Genomic DNA, 18,748 nt, shown 5'->3' on the forward strand with positions numbered 1-18,748 from the left:
GCTAGAACAGTTCCCCGTCCGGCAACGGCTCGAAATAGGCCGCGATGTCCGCGTCGCTCACCTCGTCCAGCGTCGCCGGGGTCCATTTCGGGGACTGATCCTTGTCGATGACGGCGGCGCGGGTCCCCTCGTAGAAATCAACACCCTTGATCACGCGATTGACCATGCGGAACTCCTGTCGCATGCAGTCATCGAAGTCGAGCGTTTTACCGCGGCGAAGCTGTTCAAAGGTGAGCTTCATGCTGGTTGGTGACTTGGTGAGCAGGCTGTCCGCCGTCTTCGCCGCGAACGCATCGCCGTCGGGCTGCAGGCTCTCGATAATGGCCGGGACCGAGCTTTTCGCGAAATGCCGGTTGATCGCGGGCAATGTCTCCGCAATCGGTGCATCGCCGGGATCGGCGGCGAACCCAGCCAAAAGCTTGCCCACCTCCGCGCTGGCATCGCCCGCAAACTCATGCGCCGCGAGGGCGTCTTTCAACGCAGGCAGCTTCTCGGACGGGATATAACTCTGGGCGATCCCGGCAAAGACGGAATCCGCTGTTTTAAGCCGCGCGCCGGTCAGGCCGAGATACATGCCCAGCTCCCCCTCCAGACGCGGCAGGAAATACGTCCCGCCCACATCGGGGAAGAGGCCGATGCCGCTTTCGGGCATGGCGAACAGGGTCCGCTCTGTCGCAATGCGATGGCTGCCATGGACCGAAACACCTACCCCGCCGCCCATGACGATCCCGTCGATCAGCGCAATATAGGGCTTCGTGAAATGCTTGATCCGGGCGTTGAGAAGATATTCATCGCGGTAGAAATGAAGCGGATAATCACCGCCAGCGCGTCCCTCATTATAAAGCTTGACGATATCACCGCCGGCGCAGAAGGCTCTCTCGCCTGCCCCTTCGATCAACACGGCACGCACGCTGTCGTCCGTTTCCCACACCTTCAACTTCGCATCCAATGCGAGGCACATTTCGTGGGTGAGCGCGTTCAGCGCCTTTGGCCGGTTCAGCGTGACAAGGCCGAGCGCGCCTTCACGTGCAAACAGGATTTCTTCTTCCGAACTCATACCCTAACTTCTCCCCTGCCCTTCGCTCAGCTTGCGCGAGATGACAACGCGCATGATCTCGTTCGTGCCCTCCAGGATCTGGTGCACGCGGGTATCGCGCACGAAGCGTTCCAGCGGGAAATCGCGTAAATAGCCGTAGCCGCCATGAAGCTGCAGCGCCTCGTTACAGACATTAAACCCAACATCAGTCGCAGATCTCTTGGCCATGGCGCAATAGAGCGTTGCTTCCGGGTCTTTCGCATCAAGTTTCGCTGCCGCCTGCCGGATCATAAGGCGCGCCGCCTCCAGCTCTGTTGCCATATCCGCAAGCTTGAACTGCACAGCTTGAAAACTGCCGACGGGTTTGCCGAACTGCTTGCGATCGGCGGTGTAGCTTTGCGCAAGCTCAAGACAGGCCCGCGCCGCACCAATGGAGCACGCCCCTATATTAAGCCGCCCGCCATCGAGACCCATCATCGCAATTTTGAAGCCGTCTCCTTCGTTGCCGATCAAATTTTCAACCGGTACGCGGCAGTCATCGAACAGGACCTGCGCCGTCGGCTGGGAGTTCCAGCCCATCTTGCGTTCCTGTGCGCCAAAGCTGATACCCGGCGCATCCGCGGGCACCGCAATACAGCTGATCCCTTTCGGGCCATCATCACCGGTGCGAACCATCGTGACATAGAGATCCGCCTTACCTCCGCCGGAGATAAAGGCCTTGCCGCCGTTGATGACATAATGATCGCCATCGCGCACCGCTTTCGTGCGAAGTGCTGCCGCATCGGAACCCGAGCCCGGCTCGGTCAGGCAATAGCTCGCGAATTCTTCCATGGTGGTGAGTTTCGGAAGATACTTGGCCCGCACCACATCAGAGCCAAAACGGTCGATCATCCAGCTCGCCATATTATGGATGGAGATGAAGGCTGCGGTCGAGGCACAGCCAGATGCCAGTTCCTCAAAAATGATCGCTGCATCAAGGCGGGTCAAGGCAGAGCCGCCATGCTCCTCCCCCACATAGATACCCGCGAAGCCAAGTTCGGCGGCTTTACGCATTTCCATGACAGGGAATGTTCTTTCCTCGTCCCACTTTTCGGCGTTGGGCGCAAAAACCTCGGCAACAAAACTTCGCGCCATATCACGAAAAGCCACCTGATCTTCAGATAAATTAAAGTCCATGGGTATCGACCTCTTTTTCTGCTTTGCCATGTTGATACGATCTTGCGCGATGGCTGTCAATAAATTACCAAACGACCGTTAGGTTTAGGATTGAAGCCCTAAACGTTTGCGACCCGACGCGCATAAGGATATTATGCCGCGAAATACTATCATCTATGCGACAGAAGCAGGAATCCTTTCATGAAAACCCTTGCGCCCCATTTTCCCCGCACCCGCATGCGCCGGGTCCGCAGAACCGATTGGTCCCGTCGTCTAGTGGCGGAAAACGCCCTGACCCCCAATGATCTGATCTGGCCGGTCTTCGTGCATGAAGGTGAGGATCTTGCCATCGATATCCCGTCGATGCCGGGGGTAAAGCGGCTCAGCCTTGATCTTCTGAAAGTCGCCGCGAAGGAAGCCCATGACCTTGGCATCCCGGCAATCGCGCTTTTCCCGGCGATTGAACATGACCTGAAAACCGACGACGGGCGGGAGGCTCTGAACAAGGACAATATTATCTGCAAAGCGATCAAGGCGATCAAGGACGCGGTGCCGGAGATGGGCGTGCTTTGCGACGTTGCCCTCGATCCCTTCACGACCCATGGGCAAGACGGGCTTGTACAGGATGGGTATGTCGTCAATGACCCGACCCTTGATGTGCTGGTCGGCCAGGCGCTCAATCAGGTGGAAGCCGGTTGCGACATTATCGCACCGTCTGACATGATGGACGGACGCATCGGCGCTATCCGGGATGCGCTGGAACAGGAAGGCCATCGCGATACGCTGATTATGTCTTACGCGGCGAAATATGCCTCCGGCTTTTACGGGCCCTTCCGTGATGCGGTGGGATCAACCGGTAATCTTGGTACAGGGGACAAGCGCACCTATCAGATGAATGCGGCCAACAGCGACGAGGCGATCCGCGAAGTGGCCCTTGATATCAATGAGGGCGCGGATATGGTCATGGTCAAGCCGGGCATGCCCTATCTTGATATCTGTCGCCGGGTGAAGGACGAATTCGGCGTCCCGACCTATGCCTATCAGGTGTCAGGCGAGTATGCGATGCTCGCAGGCGCGGGGCTGAACGGCTGGCTGGACCGTGAAAAAGTCGTGATGGAGAGCCTGCTCTGCTTCAAGCGCGCGGGCTGCGACGGCATCCTCACCTATTTCGCGATCGAGGCTGCGAAGAACCTGCAGGGTTAGGCTTATCGCCCGCCGGACACGTCGATTAGGGAACCGGTGACATAGCTCGATTTATCAGACAATAACCAGAGGGTTGCGTCGGCAATTTCCTCCGCCGTCCCGCCGCGCTGCATCGGCACCATGGATTTCACCCGATCGACCCGACCCGGCTCCCCGCCGCTTGCATGGATATCGGTGTAGACAACGCCAGGGCGCACGGCATTTACGCGTATACCCTCTGCGGCGACTTCCTTCGCAAGACCTATCGTCATAGTATCAATTGCCGCCTTGGATGCGGCGTAATCCACATATTCGCCGGGACTGCCCAGCTTGGCCGCGACGGAGGAAATATTGACGATCCCGCCCCCCTTCCCGCCGTGGACTGTTGACATGCGTTTCACCGCTTCCCCCGCGCAGAGAAATGGACCGGTGATATTAGTGGTGAACATGCGTTCCAGCCGCTCAAGGCTCATCTCCGAGACCTTCGCCGCTTTATCGACAATCCCAGCGTTATTCACCAGCGCGCCGAGCGGCGCCAATTCCTGATCGACAGTTTCGAACATCCGGAGGATATCAGCTTCTTTCGTCATATCGGCCTGCACCGGAATCGCCGTGCCACCTGCCGCCTCGATCAGGGAAATAACCTCCTCCGCCGCCTCTGCGTTGTGGGCATAATTGACGCAGACCTGATAGCCTTCCGTCGCCGCACCGAGAGCGATGGCGCGGCCGATTCCCCGGCTGCTGCCGGTCACAATGATTGATTTTTCCATTAGCTGTTCCTCCCCTCCAGTGCCTGTTCGATATCCGCAATCAGATCGTCGACATTCTCAATCCCGACAGAAAGTCGCAATAAATCCTTCGGGCAGGGCGTGCCCTCTCCCTCAATGCTGGCGCGATGCTCGACCAGGCTTTCGATCCCGCCGAGGGACGTTGCCCGCTTGAATATATTGAGCCGAGCCGCGACCGCCATCGCGGCCTCCTCTCCGCCATTGATACAAAGACTGAGCATCCCGCTAAAGCCGCCGCTCATCTGCTTCGCCGCGATGTCATGGCCGGGATGAGATTCAAGCCCCGGATAAAGCACCGCACGGATGCCTTTCGCGCCGTCGAAATGCCTAGCGATGGCCATGGCACTCGAACAGGCGCGTTCAACCCGCAAATGCAGAGTGCGCATCCCGCGCAGCAAGAGCCACGCCTCGAACGGGCCCATAACCGTGCCGTTGGTCCGGCGGTTGGTGATAATCCTGTCCCAGAAGTCATCTTCGGTCGCGGTAATCAGCGCGCCCGCCAGCACATCGGAGTGGCCATTCAGATATTTCGTTGCCGAATGCATGACAATATCCGCGCCGAGCTTCAAGGGGTTGGTGAGTAAGGGTGTTGCCACCGTGTTATCAACGGCAAGACGAGCTCCCGTCTTCTTGGCCACCGCGGCCCAGACGGCGATATCATCCACCTCCCATGTCGGGTTCGCGGGGGTTTCCATCCAGAGGAGTTTCGTCTTGCCCGGAATGACAGCTTTTTCCAACGCCGCAAGATCACCATTCGGAACGGTGGTAATCTCGATCCCCCAATCCTTGGCGAAGGACAGCATCCAAGCGCGCAGACCCCAATACATGACACGCGGAATAACCATATGATCACCGGATTTAAGCGCCTGCACCACCGCAACACCGGCGGACATGCCAGAGGAGAAAAGAAGTGCATCGCTCCCCCTTCAAGCGTTTTTAGAAGTTGTTCCGGCTGCTCATAGTTCGGGTTATCCGGACGGCTATAGATGCGCCCTGAAGGATAGCTGCCGTTCCCTTCCCGCTCATAGGTGGTGGCAGGGTAAATACCGGGCGCGAGTGATTTATGCTCCGGCTCCATCCAGCCCAGTCCCTGCGCAATCAGGGTGTCGCGGTTTAGCGGTTTATTTTCGTCCGTCATGGTGGAAATTCCTCACAAAATGACCGGTAGTCACGTTCTGATAGTGATCATGCATATTTTTGGTTTTGACAACAGGGGAATTCCAATGAGCCTGATAACAGATGTCATCGACGGCCTGAATGCTGAACGCGGGAAGGTTAATCTTGCACCACTTATCCCAAACGACCTACTGATGCAAACCGCACAGCAGCATGCGGAATTCATGGACCGAAAACAAGCGCTCTCACATCTGGGCGCGGGCCAAACAACATTCGATCAGCGAATTCACAGCGTCGGTTATCGCTTCTCCACCGCCGCCGAGAATGTCGCCCTCGGCGCGGTGGATGCGGCTGGCGTGGTCAGAATGTGGATGGACAGCCCACCGCACCGCGCCAATATCCTGAATGACAAGGTCACAGATGTTGGCCTCGGCATCTCGCCCGCCACGCCGGAGACGCCAGAAATCGCGCGATACTGGTCTCTCTCCCTCGCCGCACCGCTTTAATCTATTTGTTCAGCTTGCGAAGTCGCGTGATCAGGCTGGACGTGTCCCAACGATTGCCGCCCATGTTCTGAACATCGCTATAATATTGATCGACGAGCGCGGTATTCGGTAGGCTCGCGCCAATCTGGTCACCGGTCTTGAGGCAAATCCCAAGATCTTTGCGCATCCAGTCCACGGCAAAACCATAATCGAATTTATCGGCGATCATTGTTTTGTAGCGGTTTTCCATTTGCCAGCTTTGCGCCGCACCCTTGGAGATCACCTCAATCACCTTCTCCGCATCCAGCCCCGCCTTTTCGGCAAAGTGAATCCCCTCCGAAAGACCCTGAACCACGCCGGCAATACATATCTGATTAACCATCTTGGTGAGCTGTCCCGCCCCCACGTCTCCGAGCAACTTGCAAGCTTGGGAATAGGCGTCGATCGGCTTGCTGGCACGGTCAAAATCTTCTTGGGAGCCGCCACACATGACAGTGAGCACTCCATTTTCCGCACCCGCTTGCCCGCCGGAGACTGGCGCATCGACAAAGCCTATGCCCTTTTCCTTGGCGAGGGCGCCAAGTTCACGCGCCACCTCAGATGAAGCAGTGGTGTGATCCACAAAAATCGATCCCGCCTTCATAGTGGAGAGAATACCAGTCTCGCCGAGAACAACGCTGCGCAGATCGTCATCATTGCCGACACAGACCATAACGAAATCAGCGCCTTCCGCTGCCTTCGCCGGGGTCTTCGCGAAGGAGCCACCATATTCCGCCACCCATTTTTCCGCCTTAGCGGTGGTGCGATTATAGACGGTCATCTCGTAGCCGGCCTTTTGCAAGAATCCCGCCATCGGATATCCCATAACGCCAAGCCCGATAAATGCTGCTTTTTCACCCATGTTCACCCGTCTCCTGATCCAATTATTCTGAGTCAGTTGTAGCGGGTCCCGGCCTTGGTTGAAAGACCCGAGAGGGAATTTTTCGATAGATGGAAATCTGAAGGTTCAGAGCGTGTGGTACTGTCCTTTATGAAAGAGGAGTGCCTCTTCCTTATCCGCCATGATGACATTCGTTACCTTGCAGATAAATACCGCATGATCTCCGGCCTCATGCACCGCATGTGTCTCACATTCAAAAACAGCGAGACTGCTTTCAAACACCGGGCTACCATTCTCCCCGACGAGATGATCAATCCCTTCAAATCGGTTATCACGGTTCATGGAAAAGCGATCAGAAAGATGGCGCTGATCCGGCGTGAGAATATTCACGGCAAACTTCCCGCTGGAAAGAAATTCCTGACAATGGCCGCCGACATGGGCAAGGCTGAACAGGACCAACGGCGGGTCGAGGGAGACGGAACTGAAAGAGTTTACCGTCACACCAAGGGGTTCGCCCGACGCGCCTTTCGACGTGACAACCGTTATCCCCGTGGCGAAACACCCCAGTGCATTTCTAAATTCTCTGGCGTCAAAGCTCATGCGCAACCGGCACCTATATTATAATCCGCGCTTGATTTGCGAGTGATTTGCAAACTGGCGGCACTTTCCCATAAATTGCATCCGAAATCACCCATTTTTTTACACCATCTTTTAGCGACGAATATTGACCAACTCTTTGTGCATACAGGGCTATCTTTAAAAACTTCCTAAAATTACACACTGTTTATTAACCATTCTCGGGGCAAAATCAGCATCCAACTCCTTGGAAGCCATCGTGTAAGGACATCTGTGTAAGAATGTTTTGGATTATTGGTATCGTAGTGACATTCGGCTCCGTCGCCGGTGGTTATGCCCCCCACGGCAGCTTTGCCGTGTTGTTTCAACCGCTAGAGTATTTGATTATTCTCGGCGCAGGTGTTGGCGCCTTCCTGCAGTCCAACCCGAAATGGGTGATTTTCGGATTTCTAAAGTCATTCGGCAAGCTGATGAAAGGTGCGCCTCATGACAAGAAATCCTATACCGAGCTGCTGACCCTTCTCTACGCCTTATTCAAGCTTTCCAAGACCAAAGGAATGATCGCGCTGGAACCGCATATCGAAAATCCGCATGAAAGTGAGCTTTTTCAACATTTTCCAGCCTTTTCCAAGAACCATCACGCAGTCGATTTTGTCTGCGACTATCTCCGGCTGATGACCATGGGGACTGAAAATCCACATGAACTGGAAGACCTGATGGATCAGGATATCGAAACCCATCATAACGAGGGACATGCCATTTCCGGTGCGGTAACTGCGCTGGGTGAAGCCCTTCCCGCCTTCGGTATCGTTGCGGCCGTGCTGGGTGTGATTATTACTATGGGTTCTATTGCTGAACCGCCGGAAGTGCTCGGCGGTCTTATTGCGGCAGCGCTTGTGGGTACTTTCTTTGGTATTTTCGTGGCCTACGGCCTGTTTTCTCCCATGGGTAAAAACCTTGAGCAATTCACTGATGCCGACAGCAAATATTTCGAATGCATCAAGCAGGGATTGCTCGCTCATCTACAGGGGTATGCCCCGGCTGTCTCGGTCGAGTTCGCCCGCAAGACCCTTTATAGTCATGAACGTCCGACCTTCATAGAGCTGGAAGAAGCCTGCAATGAAGCGCCAACTGTCTGATATTTTACGCCCAAAAGTAAGAGTGTCCTATGGCGGATGATCTCGCCCCAATTATCGTCAAGAAAATCAAGAAAGGCGGCCATGGCGCGCATGGCGGCGCCTGGAAAGTTGCCTATGCTGACTTCGTGACGGCGATGATGGCGTTCTTCTTGCTACTTTGGCTTTTGAACGTGACAACGACCGAACAGAAAGAAGGCCTGGCCGACTATTTTGCACCGACAACCGCCAGCCTGAGTCAGTCCGGCGCGGGCGGTGTTATGGGCGGAACCAGTATGCAGACCGAGGGGGCACAGATTTCAAATCTTGGTGTTCCGTCCGCTGTTTCCAGCATCAGCCCGCCGGACAACGGCCGCAAGGGCGAGAGTGAAGACGCCCGCAAAACCCGTGAAATGGAAGAAGCGGAACTTCTTGAAAAGCTGCGCAAGATTGAGGAGGCCAGCTTCGAGCAAGCTCGCGACCAGATCCGTCAGGCGATCAACAAGGACCCGGAGCTTTCCGGCCTAAAGGACAATATCATTATCGACATGACACCCGAGGGCTTGCGCATTCAGATTGTCGATCAATTCAACGAAAGTATGTTCGAAAGTGGCAGCTCCAACATCACACCGCGCATCCAAAGCCTGGTAGGAAAGATTGCCAAGTCGATTGAAGAACTGCCCAACAGTCTTTCTATAAGTGGACATACGGACAGTTCCTCCTTCAATGGTGGCGACTATTCAAACTGGGAACTATCGTCGGATCGTGCAAATGCCAGCCGCCGCGCCCTTCTGGATGCCGGACTGAAACCGGATCGGATTGAAAAAGTCGCCGGTCGGGCGGATACGGATCCGCTGATTGCCGACGACCCATCCAACCCCGGAAACCGCCGGATCAGTATTATTCTCCTGCGGGAGACACCGGTCCTTCCGCCTAACTTGAAATAAATTACATCTTCCAGATCAGCAATTTTGTCTGACGTCGGTCATCCACCTTGACCGTCCTATTGGGTTTATGGCCCGGCACCACAAAGCTGTTACTGATGAAAAGACTGCCGGGTTTCATTTCCTTTTTTGCTTTTTCGAACAAGTCCGGCATCGGCACCGGGGAGAGAAAGCAATAGACCACATCAAATTCGCTTAAATCAGCCTTGAAAATATCCTGAAAACGAAACTCCAGGTTCTTTATGCCGCTCAAGCGACCCAACAACCAGGAAAGTGCGAACGGCAGCGGTGCCGTTTCAAGCCCAGAAAACTGAGCATCCAGCCGATTTCTCGAAAGGTGACGAAGCGTACCGCCAAGCCCACTCCCAAGATCGGCCATATAAAATCCGTTCTTTTTCGGGAGCAACTTGAGAATTGCCTCTGATGTGGTGCGGTTGGTCAGGAACAGGGGCACCCGCCCCACTGCCACGTTCCAGAACACCAGAACCAGCAGAATAAGGATAACCGGGAAAATCCAGCTCGGCAGGTCGAGCGCGAGCGCAAACAATAAAAGCGGTGGTGCGATCACCTGCCCGATTACCCATGGGATGGAAAAACCAAATCCTCTTGTCACAATCCCGGCAATAAGGCCTTGCGCCAACACCAGCCAGAGCATCGGAACCGGCCTGTCTATCCCTTCCTCCACAACCGGACGCAGCAGGTAAAGCCCGACAAAAATCGCTGCCTGAATGGCAAGGGCCGCAAGGACCGGTGATATTTTCTTCCCCCGCAAGTTCCCGCTACCCTCGTCTAGCCACCAACCGCCTGGGCTGGACGAGTTGCCATCCCCTCCCGGATCGGCCAATGAATAAGCCCGGAAATAATGCCGAGGGCTACACTCATCCACCAGACAATATCGTAGGAGCCATATAAATCGAACGCTACACCCCCGATCCATGCTCCGAGAAACGCCCCAATCTGATGGCCGAAAAAGACAAACCCAAAGAGGGTCGTCATATATTTCGGCCCGAACATGACCGCCACCAAACCGGAGGTTAGCGGCACGGTCGAGAGCCACAAAAGACCGAGCGCGCCTGCGAAGACGATAATCGTCAGCGGGCTGATCGGAATGAGGATAAAGGCAACAAACAGCGCGGCGCGGAGGAAATAAAGCGCACTCAGCAGGTATTTCTTGGAATATTTACCGCCGAGATAGCCGGACGCCAGCGAACCGATCACATTGAACAAACCGACCACGGAAAGGGCAATCGCACCATATTTCGGCGCAACATTCATATCCACGATATAGGCGGGCAGATGCACGGCCACAAAAGTCACATGGAAACCACACACGAAAAATCCGAAGAAAAGCAACCAGTAGCTGCCATTGCCCGCGGCCTCCCGCACGGCGGAGGAGAGATTGGCCGCGCCGGCGGCGGCGCTGTCTTCCGCCTTGCCCCTCACAAAGGCAGAGGCCGGGATCATCAACAGCGCGCAACAGCCAATCAGCACCAGCGCCATCGACCAACCATAGTTTGCCAGGAATGCCTGACCCAGCGGAACCATCAAAAACTGACCGAGACTACCCGACGCGCCAACAATCCCAAGCGCCATTGAACGTTTTTCCTCTGGTACCGCACGTCCGACAGAACCGATGACCACACCAAAGCCGGTCCCGGAGAGACCAAGGCCAATCATTAGCCCGGCGGAGAGATGCAGTTCTGTCGCATTGCCTGTCTGCGACATCAGGAATAACCCTGCCGCATAGACAATTCCGGAGACGACCAGCGTGCGGCCCGAGCCGTATTTATCGGCAATGGCGGAGGCGAAGGGCTGGGACAATCCCCAGACGATATTCTGGATTGCAAGGGCGAGGCCGAAAACCTCCCGCCCCCAGCCGAAATCTGATGAAACAGGCTCCAGAAACAGGCCGAAGGCCGCGCGCGACCCCATGGCGATCAGGCTGATCAATCCGCCAGCCAGAATTAAGATAAGTATCGGCCGTGACTGCATTTTCTTTCCTTTTCATGCCATCCTGCCGCGCCCGGAAACAGCAATGGAGCATTGTATTTCAATCGACAAGTACCATTTACAAAAAAAATGCGATACCAATTGTTTCTCATGCGAAAGGATTTCGCGCACTATGAAAAATCAGAACGGCCCGTTGATTGAGTTGTCGCCGCTGGAGGAAAATGGCCCCAGAAGCAAGCCCGCGAGCGGCACATTCAATCCCGATGATTATGAATCGATCCGCCTCCGCCGTGTCTTTGCATATGCGATCGACGTGCTTTGCATCGCGGTTATTTCCATTGCTGCGACCATTGCCGCAACGCTGATCGGGGTGATTACCTTTGGCGTGCTGACCCCGCTCCTCGTGCTTATTCTGGCGGCGATCCCGATTCTTTATCATACTCTTCTTGTCGGTGGACCCGGGAATGCAACGATCGGGATGCGGTTTATGAATGTCCGGATGGAGCGCATGAATGGCGACGCGCCGGATTACCTGATCGCGCTCATTCATGCGGCGTTATTCTATTTCACCATGGCTGCGACATCATCCCTGATCCTGCTGGTCTCGCTGTTTAACCCACGTGGACGGCTGCTCCATGACTATCTGGTCGACACGGTAATCCGGCGCGTGCCGATCCGTTCATAAGGCATCCCTCAATTCATAATAAAGCCGGGCGATGGAGAGCAGCGGCACGCGAAGTGCTGTTCCGCCCGGAAAAGCCTTGTGCGGAATGCGCGCAAATACGTCAAATCTGCCGGCATCCCCCTGGATTGCCTCGGCGATGAGGCGGCCAGCAATACCCGAAAGCGGCACTCCCTGCCCGGAATAACCTTGGGCGTAGTAAATATTGCCGTCCATCCGCCCCACATCGGGAAGAAGATTGCGCGTTACCGCGACTTTGCCACCCCAGATATAGTCAATCTTCACATCTTCCAATTCGGGGAAAGTCGCCAGCATATTTTCCCTAAGCGCCGCCCCCGCCATCGTTCGCTTGCTGATCAGCTTATCCTGCCCGCCATAGAGCAAGCGGTGATCCGACGACATTCGGAAGTAGTCGAGATTGAAGTTGGTATCAGAAACGCAGATATTCGCTGGCATCAAAGCCTTCGCACGCACCTCCCCTAATGGTTCTGTCGCGATGATACAGGCATCGACAGGGATTATTTTCGCGGCGAGCGAGTGATCCAGATCTGCAAGATAGGCATTGCCCGCTAAAACCACATAACGCGCGGTGACCGAGCCTTCTTCCGTAGTGACAACAGCAGTTTTGCCTTTCTTGACGTCCTCTACACGGGAGTCTTCGAAAATCTGCACCCCGGCATCATGGGCCGCCCTGCCAAGACCAAGTGCATAATTCAGCGGATGCAGATGCCCGCCGGATGAATCCAGCAACCCACCGCAGAAGCGCTCGGAATTTATATAGTCGCCCAGTTCTTCCTGCTCCAACCAGCGGTAATCGCGATAGCCATAGTTTTTCTCGCAATGTTCCTGCTCTTCCAGCAACCAGTCGCGATGACGCGGTTTAACGGCGGCATAAAGCTCTCCCGCTTCCAAATCACAGGCAATATTATGATGCGCGATGCGTTCTTTCTGAAGCCGGATCGCCTCTGCCGAGAGATCCCAGAGACGGCGTGCGTCTTCCGGCCCGACCAACGCCTCCGTATCGATCATTCCCGGGGAGTAACCTGTCGCGATCTGGCCGCCATTTCGGCCCGACGCACCGAAGCCAATCCGCTCTGATTCCAGCACGATTACCGATAAACCGGCCGCAGCCAGATCCAGCGCTGCACACAGGCCGGTGTAGCCTGCGCCAACAATACATACATCAGCAGTTTGCGCACCCTTCAGTCGTGGATACCCGGCACGCGCCAACGCCGAGGCATCATAATATGAAATGTTCATCTTGGTTTTTCTTCAAAGGTTTATGGCCATTCGGCGATAACAACAGGCTTGCAAGATCAGAGACAATCCTCATGATGGAGGTGTCGGTATATCTGCCAACGCGAAGCTTTTACTCCGACTCGTAAAAACAGCAAGGAAATTATTGCGGCCAATGGAAATAGTTGGGTCAGTGTATCATATCTGGGCGGTTTTCGCCCTTATTGCCGTTGCGATTTTTGCCTTCGCCAATGAGCAGGTGGAGCTGGAAATCTCCTCAATCGGAGTAATCGCGGCCCTGCTTCTGCTGTTTCACTTCTATCCGCTGGTTGATGAATCGGGCAAGAATCTGCTCACCCCAACGCAAATTCTCGCCGGGATTGCCGATCCTGCGCTGATTACTGTTCTTTCCCTGCTCGTTGTCGGGCAAGGCATTGTGCGCACCGGCGCACTGGAACAGCCGATCCGTCGTCTCGTGACCTTGCGCCGTCATCACCCGATCCTTGCCATTGCTGTCGTGCTTGCCTCCGTGCTGGTGATTAGCGCTTTTATGAATAACACGCCGGTCGTCGTGATCTTCATCCCTTTGATGACCGCACTGGCCGAACGAATGCACCGCTCCACCTCGACCCTGATGATCCCGCTGAGCTACGCCTCCATTCTCGGTGGCATGACCACGCTCATCGGTTCTTCCACTAATTTGCTTGTGATGGCCGCAGCGACGCAAGCGGGGCAGCCAAAAATTGGATTCTTTGATTTCACGATCCCCGGCGCAGTTCTAGCGTTTTTCGGGCTGATTTATGCGCTTATAGTCATCCCGCGCATTCTGCCTAACCGGACATCGATGAAGGGGGAGGTTGTCGACATTTCGGGCAAGCAGTTCATCGTACAGATGGAAGTTGCCCCCGACAGCCCTCTCGTGGGAGAGGAAGCTGTCGCCGGTCAGTTCCCGAGCTTACGCAATATTACCATCCGCTTTATACAGCGCGGCGAGCATGTGCTGCTACCACCATTTGACGGCATTACCCTGAAACCTGCCGACGCAGTGGTATTCGCCGGCACCCGTAAATCCATAACCGAAGCCTTTTCTGACAATCCACAAATATTGCAGGGATTTCTGGAGCCGGACAGCCCGAATGCGGAAGCAACAGAAGAGCTTGGGAATGTGCAGGAACAGACGCTGGCCGAGGCCGTCGTCGCCCCGGCGTCCCGCATGATCGGGCGGGCACTCTATCAGATCAGTTTCCATTATCGTACCCGCTGTGTTGTGGTGGGTATCCAGCGCCGCTCCCGCATGATTCTGGACCAGCCGGATGACGGATATCCGCCTTGAGGCCGGTGATGTACTGCTCATCCTCGGGAATCGGTCGGATATAATGCGGCTCCGCAATAATCCGGATGTGCTTTTGATGGAATGGTCGACACGCGAGTTACCGGCGACGGCGCTTGCCTGGCAGGCGCGCATAATTTTTGGTGCCGTTGTTGTTTGCGCCGCGACCGGATTACTCCCCATCGTGGTGGCCGCCGTCTGCGGGGCGGTGGCAATGGTGGTAAGCGGCTGCCTCAATGTCTATCAGGCGAGCCGGTCGATAGACCGACGCATCCTGCTGCTGATCGGTGCGGCCCTAGGCCTGGGCGCAGCTATGCAGGCGACCGGCGGCGCGAGCTACCTCGCTCATGGGATACTCGGGATTATGGCCGGTGCTGGTCCGAGTGTTATTCTTTCGGCCTTCTTCCTGCTGGTTGCCGTCTTTACAAACATTCTCAGCAATAACGCGACGGCCGTCCTGTTCACCCCTATCGGGATCAGCATCGCGCAGGAGTTGGGCGTCGATCCAATGATCTTCGTCTTTGCTGTAATCTTTGCCGCGAACTGTTCTTTCGCCACACCGATGGGTTATCAAACGAATCTTCTCGTAATGGGCCCCGGGCACTATAAATTTGCTGATTTTTTCAAGGCGGGTGCGCCACTGGTGTTGCTGCTTTGGATCATATTCTCCCTTTTCGCGCCTTTTTATTATGGATTAATGTAAAATCGCGACATTTATTTGTGCGCGCTATTTGCGAACTCAGTAATTCGCGTTACCTTTATCATATGGGAAATAAAATGGGACATATGGCAAGATGAAACGCGTGGAAATCCCATCGCGGTTTTTCTTCTCGACCCCGCCCGCCCCCTGCCCGTATCTTGATGATCGGTTGGAGCGCAAGGTGGTAACCCTGCTTGCCGGGGATGACCCCGATGGATTGCATAACACGCTCAGCCATGCGGGCTTTCGGCGCAGTCAGGATCTTGCCTACCGGCCAGCATGTGACGGCTGCGACGCCTGCATTCCTATCCGTGTCAGAGCCGCTGATTTCCGGTTGAAAAAGTCATTTCGGCGTACCTGGAAGGCGAATGAGGATATTTCCGCAAAAATTCTCCCCTCAGAGGCTTCACGCGAACATTTTGAATTATTCCATCGCTATCTGTCTTCACGTCATTCTGAAGGCGGTATGGTGGATATGGATTTCTCCGACTATCAGGCAATGGTTGAGGAGAGTCCTGTCCGCTCCAAACTCGCAGAGTTCCGAAAGCCCGACGGTAGTCTGTTCGCCGTCTGCCTGATCGACGAGATGGAAGACGGTCTGTCGCTTGTCTACAGTTTCTTCGATCCAGATGAGGACCATCGCAGTCCGGGCAGCTATTTGATTCTCTGGCATATAGCCGAATCCGAGCGGCAGAACCTCCCTTACGTTTATCTTGGCTACTGGATCGATCAAAGCCCAAAGATGGCATACAAAAAGCGCTTCTATCCCTCTGAAATATTGACCCGCGACGGCTGGAAACTGTTGCCAAAATAGCAACGCCGGGTCCAACCAACCTTTCAACAGCACACACAAAAGCGGCGGGCTTTTCTGCCCGCCGCTTCGTCATTTTTCTATCCCATCATCAGATATCAGAAGTAATGGGACACATCCCGGTGGCCAGACTGACACGCTGCCACAAAGATCGCCTGATCCTTATCCAGCTTGCGTTGCTCCCTCAGCCCCACAGTATCGCGAATAACCAGTTCATACTTCTCCAATGTCGGCAACAAATTGGTTCCAGCCTGATTTCGCCAGCCAACCTGTTCCTCATATTTCGCGAGAACCTTATCCATCTCTTCCGTTGCCTTTTCGAAATCAGGCGTATTGGCTTTCAGGCTGCGCCGGACTTTCGACAGTCCGGAGGAAACATCAGATGCCCCCTCTACTTCACTGACACGGCTGCTCAGATCCTCAATCGATGCAATCAAGGCCGCGGGGTCCTCCCCGGCGAAATCGTCCTTAATCTGATCCAGATCCGCCTTTAGATCGAAATACCCGCTGTTGCTTTGCAAGATAGCAATCAGTTCCGCAACCGGCTTATAAGCTTCCCCCGCGGCACGATTGTACTTACTCCGAAGCAGTGTTTCTGCCTTCAGCAGCTTATGAAAGCTGTCATAGGTTTCTTTCCAGTCTGATGGAATTTCCGCGGCCAGCTTCGCCCGTTTTGTTTCCAAAACCGCGACCTGATCCTCTAATTTCTTCTTGGCATCAGCCAAATCTTCAGAATACATCCGGCCAATGTCGACTTTGAGATCCTTGATCTCCAGATCCACATCCGCGATCTCAGCCTCAATGCCACGAACGACTTGTTGAATAGGCTTGAACGCGCCAACATTCTCATTGATGACGCCATCGGCCTGCCAAGCCTCCGCCATCAATGCCGGAGCAGAAGACGCCGCGTCAAAGCTTTTTTCGAGGCTAGTCTTCAACCGCTTCGGCAGGTAATCGAGATTAAGCTGACGTGCCTCCGCAATCGAAGCATTGATCGCAGCACCATTGGTTTGGAACTGATCGGCGATATAGCGATCAACGCAGTAATTCAGGCGCGGGTTCCTAGGTGGAGGCGCCGTCTCCGACGTCAAGGAAGAACGGTTCGGCAAATAGTTCACCAACTGTGGATATAGCCCGACGATGAGCAAAGCAATCAGCTGCAGCGAAATAAAGGCGATCACACCTTTATACATATCAACTGTCTTAACGATCGCCGGTGCCACACCGCGCAGGTAAAAGAGTGCAAAACCAAAGGGCGGCGTCAAGAAAGATGTCTGGATATTCAGCCCGATCATCACCCCGAGCCAAACCGCGGTAATATTCGCCGATGGATCGGCCAGCAGGATCGGCGCCACGATCGGCACAACAACCACCGCAATCTCGATAAAGTCGAGGAAGAAGCCAAGCACGAAAATCACCGCCATGACGATGATGAATTTTGACCAAAAACCACCCGGCATGCTGTTAAGGAAGTCACGGACGAGTTCCTCACCGCCAAACGCGCGGAACGCCGCGGTCAGCATCGCCGCGCCAAGCAGAATGATAAACACGAGAGACGTCGTTTTCGCCGTCTCGATCATCACTTCCTGCAGGGTATTCTCGATCTTGAGCGCCCGCATACTGCTCCAGCCGATGGCGATAATCAGGCCCACAGTCCCGATGGCACCAAGCGCAATGCCAATCGCATCCTTGGTCGTTTCAATAGATTTGACGTTGGGCTGGAATATCATCAACACGCCCAGAATGAGAACGAGAGATGCCAAGCCGAGCAGAACCGGCGTATAGGCCCCTCTCTCTTCACTTTTCAGGCGATATCCGGCCATCATAATGGCACCCACGGCCCCAATGGCACCCGCCTGGTTCACCGTTGCAATACCCGCAAGGATCGATCCGAGGACGAGAAAAATAAGCCCGAGCGGCGGAAAGAGTGCCAACGCCAACTTGCCGAAAAACGCTCTGTCGAAGGTTCCGCCATGAACGGCCGGGGCCACCTTTGGATTGATCAGGGCGTAGATCAAGATAAACAGCATATAGATGGCGACAAGTAGCAAGCCCGGCACAAACGCCCCAAGGAACATTTCTCCCGCACTGGTTGACACCACATCGAAGGAGGAAGGCATGGACAGCTCCCCCGTCGCGGATTTGAATAGTGCCTTACGCGTCGTTCCCGCCTGATCGACCGCGCTCGCGAGCTGGTCGGCGAGAATGATGAGAACGATCGACGGCGGAATAATCTGGCCCAACGTGCCCGAGGCGGCAATCGTGCCCGTTGCCAATGATTTCGAATAGTTGTTGCGCAACATCGCCGGCAGGGAAATCAGTCCCATCGCGACAACGGTCGCGCCAACAATACCTGTCGTCGCCGCCAGAAGCGCGCCCACGAAGACAACGGAAATTCCAAGGCCACCCGGTACCGGGCCAAACAACTGCGCCATTGTAACCAGCAGATCCTCGGCAATTTTGGAGCGCTGCAGCATAATGCCCATGAAAATGAACAGCGGAATCGCGATGAGCGTATCACGCTCTACCTCCCAATAGACGCCGCGCAGGTTGGTCACACCGGCACTCAGCCATTGCCAGGGACCGCCGTGCGAGAAATAAGCGTCCGGATTACCGGTTGCCGCATAGCCGACGATGGCCGCGAGGCTAACGGTGATAATCGCAGATCCGGGCAGCGCGAAGGCAACCGGATAGCCAGACCCAAGAGCCAGAGCCATCAGGAAGATAAGGAGAGCGAGAAAGACAAGTTCCATGATTTATAC

At 55.1% G+C, this 18,748-nt stretch carries 18 protein-coding genes; 8 read left to right on the top strand and 10 right to left on the bottom strand.

Annotated features, from left to right (window positions below):
- Position 1 precedes the first annotated feature (1 nt).
- Positions 2-1,057, bottom strand: coding sequence for an enoyl-CoA hydratase/isomerase family protein (locus AC0L73_RS04245; protein WP_473654963.1), 1,056 nt, complete (start codon positions 1,055-1,057; stop codon positions 2-4).
- Positions 1,058-1,060: 3 nt separating this feature from the next.
- The gene (locus tag AC0L73_RS04250) at positions 1,061-2,212 is read right to left on the bottom strand and encodes an acyl-CoA dehydrogenase family protein (protein ID WP_473654964.1); all 1,152 of its coding nucleotides are present in this window, start codon (positions 2,210-2,212) and stop codon (positions 1,061-1,063) included.
- 180 nt (positions 2,213-2,392) lie between these two features.
- Here AC0L73_RS04250 and hemB point away from each other — a divergent pair, with 180 nt between their 5' ends.
- Positions 2,393-3,394: a porphobilinogen synthase gene (hemB, locus tag AC0L73_RS04255; RefSeq protein WP_473654965.1), complete on the top strand. Its 1,002-nt coding sequence runs from the start codon at positions 2,393-2,395 to the stop codon at positions 3,392-3,394.
- A 2-nt stretch (positions 3,395-3,396) separates the two neighbouring features.
- Here the strand turns inward: hemB and AC0L73_RS04260 are convergent, their stop codons facing one another.
- Together AC0L73_RS04260 and AC0L73_RS04265 are read right to left on the bottom strand one after the other, a co-directional pair.
- The gene (locus AC0L73_RS04260) at positions 3,397-4,143 is read right to left on the bottom strand and encodes an SDR family oxidoreductase (RefSeq protein ID WP_227950001.1); all 747 of its coding nucleotides are present in this window, start codon (positions 4,141-4,143) and stop codon (positions 3,397-3,399) included.
- Positions 4,143-5,054 (bottom strand): trans-sulfuration enzyme family protein, encoded by a 912-nt coding sequence (locus tag AC0L73_RS04265; RefSeq protein ID WP_473654966.1) that lies wholly within the window; start codon positions 5,052-5,054, stop codon positions 4,143-4,145. Before AC0L73_RS04265 ends, AC0L73_RS04260 begins: the two co-directional genes overlap by 1 nt.
- A 330-nt stretch (positions 5,055-5,384) precedes the next feature.
- On the opposite strand from AC0L73_RS04265, the gene AC0L73_RS04270 reads away from it, so the two are divergent.
- Complete coding sequence (locus AC0L73_RS04270) at positions 5,385-5,783, top strand: CAP domain-containing protein (RefSeq protein ID WP_227949996.1); 399 nt, start codon at positions 5,385-5,387, stop codon at positions 5,781-5,783.
- Position 5,784: 1 nt separating this feature from the next.
- Here the strand turns inward: AC0L73_RS04270 and AC0L73_RS04275 are convergent, their stop codons facing one another.
- Positions 5,785-6,681 carry an NAD(P)-dependent oxidoreductase gene (locus AC0L73_RS04275; RefSeq protein WP_415776518.1) on the bottom strand — a complete coding sequence of 299 codons (897 nt, stop codon included), beginning with the start codon at positions 6,679-6,681 and terminating at the stop codon, positions 5,785-5,787.
- Between the two features lie 87 nt (positions 6,682-6,768).
- The gene (locus tag AC0L73_RS04280) at positions 6,769-7,242 is read right to left on the bottom strand and encodes a flavin reductase family protein (RefSeq protein WP_227949992.1); all 474 of its coding nucleotides are present in this window, start codon (positions 7,240-7,242) and stop codon (positions 6,769-6,771) included.
- 257 nt (positions 7,243-7,499) lie between these two features.
- On the opposite strand from AC0L73_RS04280, the gene motA reads away from it, so the two are divergent.
- Complete coding sequence (motA, locus tag AC0L73_RS04285; protein ID WP_227949990.1) at positions 7,500-8,357, top strand: flagellar motor stator protein MotA; 858 nt, start codon at positions 7,500-7,502, stop codon at positions 8,355-8,357.
- Positions 8,358-8,386: 29 nt separating this feature from the next.
- Positions 8,387-9,280: a flagellar motor protein MotB gene (gene motB, locus AC0L73_RS04290; protein ID WP_227949988.1), complete on the top strand. Its 894-nt coding sequence runs from the start codon at positions 8,387-8,389 to the stop codon at positions 9,278-9,280.
- 1 nt (position 9,281) lies between these two features.
- Here motB and AC0L73_RS04295 read toward each other — a convergent pair whose 3' ends face one another.
- Positions 9,282-10,121: a class I SAM-dependent methyltransferase gene (locus AC0L73_RS04295; RefSeq protein ID WP_473654967.1), complete on the bottom strand. Its 840-nt coding sequence runs from the start codon at positions 10,119-10,121 to the stop codon at positions 9,282-9,284.
- Complete coding sequence (locus tag AC0L73_RS04300) at positions 10,067-11,269, bottom strand: MFS transporter (RefSeq protein WP_227949984.1); 1,203 nt, start codon at positions 11,267-11,269, stop codon at positions 10,067-10,069. The genes AC0L73_RS04295 and AC0L73_RS04300 overlap by 55 nt, the downstream gene beginning before the upstream one ends.
- Before the next feature lie 130 nt (positions 11,270-11,399).
- On the opposite strand from AC0L73_RS04300, the gene AC0L73_RS04305 reads away from it, so the two are divergent.
- Complete coding sequence (locus tag AC0L73_RS04305; protein ID WP_227949981.1) at positions 11,400-11,912, top strand: RDD family protein; 513 nt, start codon at positions 11,400-11,402, stop codon at positions 11,910-11,912.
- On the opposite strand, the gene AC0L73_RS04310 is transcribed toward AC0L73_RS04305, so the two are convergent.
- On the bottom strand, positions 11,907-13,169 hold the full coding sequence (locus AC0L73_RS04310) for an NAD(P)/FAD-dependent oxidoreductase (RefSeq protein WP_473654968.1): 1,263 nt from the start codon (positions 13,167-13,169) through the stop codon (positions 11,907-11,909). The genes AC0L73_RS04305 and AC0L73_RS04310 overlap by 6 nt on opposite strands.
- Positions 13,170-13,320: 151 nt before the next feature.
- Between AC0L73_RS04310 and AC0L73_RS04315 the strand changes: the two genes are divergently transcribed.
- The 3 genes from AC0L73_RS04315 to AC0L73_RS04325 all read left to right on the top strand — a co-directional run bounded on the left by AC0L73_RS04315 (position 13,321) and on the right by AC0L73_RS04325 (position 15,989).
- Entirely contained in the window at positions 13,321-14,478 is a 1,158-nt protein-coding gene (locus AC0L73_RS04315) for an SLC13 family permease (protein ID WP_473654969.1), read from the top strand.
- Positions 14,459-15,178 carry an SLC13 family permease gene (locus AC0L73_RS04320; RefSeq protein WP_473654970.1) on the top strand — a complete coding sequence of 240 codons (720 nt, stop codon included), beginning with the start codon at positions 14,459-14,461 and terminating at the stop codon, positions 15,176-15,178. The genes AC0L73_RS04315 and AC0L73_RS04320 overlap by 20 nt, the downstream gene beginning before the upstream one ends.
- Before the next feature lie 91 nt (positions 15,179-15,269).
- The gene (locus AC0L73_RS04325; RefSeq protein ID WP_227949975.1) at positions 15,270-15,989 is read left to right on the top strand and encodes an arginyltransferase; all 720 of its coding nucleotides are present in this window, start codon (positions 15,270-15,272) and stop codon (positions 15,987-15,989) included.
- 95 nt (positions 15,990-16,084) lie between these two features.
- On the opposite strand, the gene AC0L73_RS04330 is transcribed toward AC0L73_RS04325, so the two are convergent.
- A complete protein-coding gene (locus AC0L73_RS04330; protein WP_227949974.1) occupies positions 16,085-18,739 on the bottom strand; it encodes a TRAP transporter large permease subunit in 2,655 nt (884 codons plus the stop codon).
- Between the last annotated feature and the right edge of the window lie 9 nt (positions 18,740-18,748).

This window comes from Sneathiella sp. D3-11, from assembly GCF_055809395.1.

Coding starts and splice junctions, on each gene's coding strand:
- AC0L73_RS04320 (WP_473654970.1), top strand. CDS start 14,459: ATGACGGATATCCGCCTTGAGGCCGGTGATGTACTGCTCATCCTCGGG.
- hemB (WP_473654965.1), top strand. CDS start 2,393: ATGAAAACCCTTGCGCCCCATTTTCCCCGCACCCGCATGCGCCGGGTC.
- AC0L73_RS04330 (WP_227949974.1), bottom strand. CDS start 18,739: ATGGAACTTGTCTTTCTCGCTCTCCTTATCTTCCTGATGGCTCTGGCT.
- AC0L73_RS04260 (WP_227950001.1), bottom strand. CDS start 4,143: ATGGAAAAATCAATCATTGTGACCGGCAGCAGCCGGGGAATCGGCCGC.
- AC0L73_RS04265 (WP_473654966.1), bottom strand. CDS start 5,054: ATGTCCGCCGGTGTTGCGGTGGTGCAGGCGCTTAAATCCGGTGATCAT.
- AC0L73_RS04315 (WP_473654969.1), top strand. CDS start 13,321: ATGGAAATAGTTGGGTCAGTGTATCATATCTGGGCGGTTTTCGCCCTT.
- AC0L73_RS04325 (WP_227949975.1), top strand. CDS start 15,270: ATGAAACGCGTGGAAATCCCATCGCGGTTTTTCTTCTCGACCCCGCCC.
- AC0L73_RS04245 (WP_473654963.1), bottom strand. CDS start 1,057: ATGAGTTCGGAAGAAGAAATCCTGTTTGCACGTGAAGGCGCGCTCGGC.
- motB (WP_227949988.1), top strand. CDS start 8,387: ATGGCGGATGATCTCGCCCCAATTATCGTCAAGAAAATCAAGAAAGGC.
- motA (WP_227949990.1), top strand. CDS start 7,500: ATGTTTTGGATTATTGGTATCGTAGTGACATTCGGCTCCGTCGCCGGT.
- AC0L73_RS04300 (WP_227949984.1), bottom strand. CDS start 11,269: ATGCAGTCACGGCCGATACTTATCTTAATTCTGGCTGGCGGATTGATC.
- AC0L73_RS04310 (WP_473654968.1), bottom strand. CDS start 13,169: ATGAACATTTCATATTATGATGCCTCGGCGTTGGCGCGTGCCGGGTAT.
- AC0L73_RS04305 (WP_227949981.1), top strand. CDS start 11,400: ATGAAAAATCAGAACGGCCCGTTGATTGAGTTGTCGCCGCTGGAGGAA.
- AC0L73_RS04250 (WP_473654964.1), bottom strand. CDS start 2,212: ATGGACTTTAATTTATCTGAAGATCAGGTGGCTTTTCGTGATATGGCG.
- AC0L73_RS04270 (WP_227949996.1), top strand. CDS start 5,385: ATGAGCCTGATAACAGATGTCATCGACGGCCTGAATGCTGAACGCGGG.
- AC0L73_RS04280 (WP_227949992.1), bottom strand. CDS start 7,242: ATGAGCTTTGACGCCAGAGAATTTAGAAATGCACTGGGGTGTTTCGCC.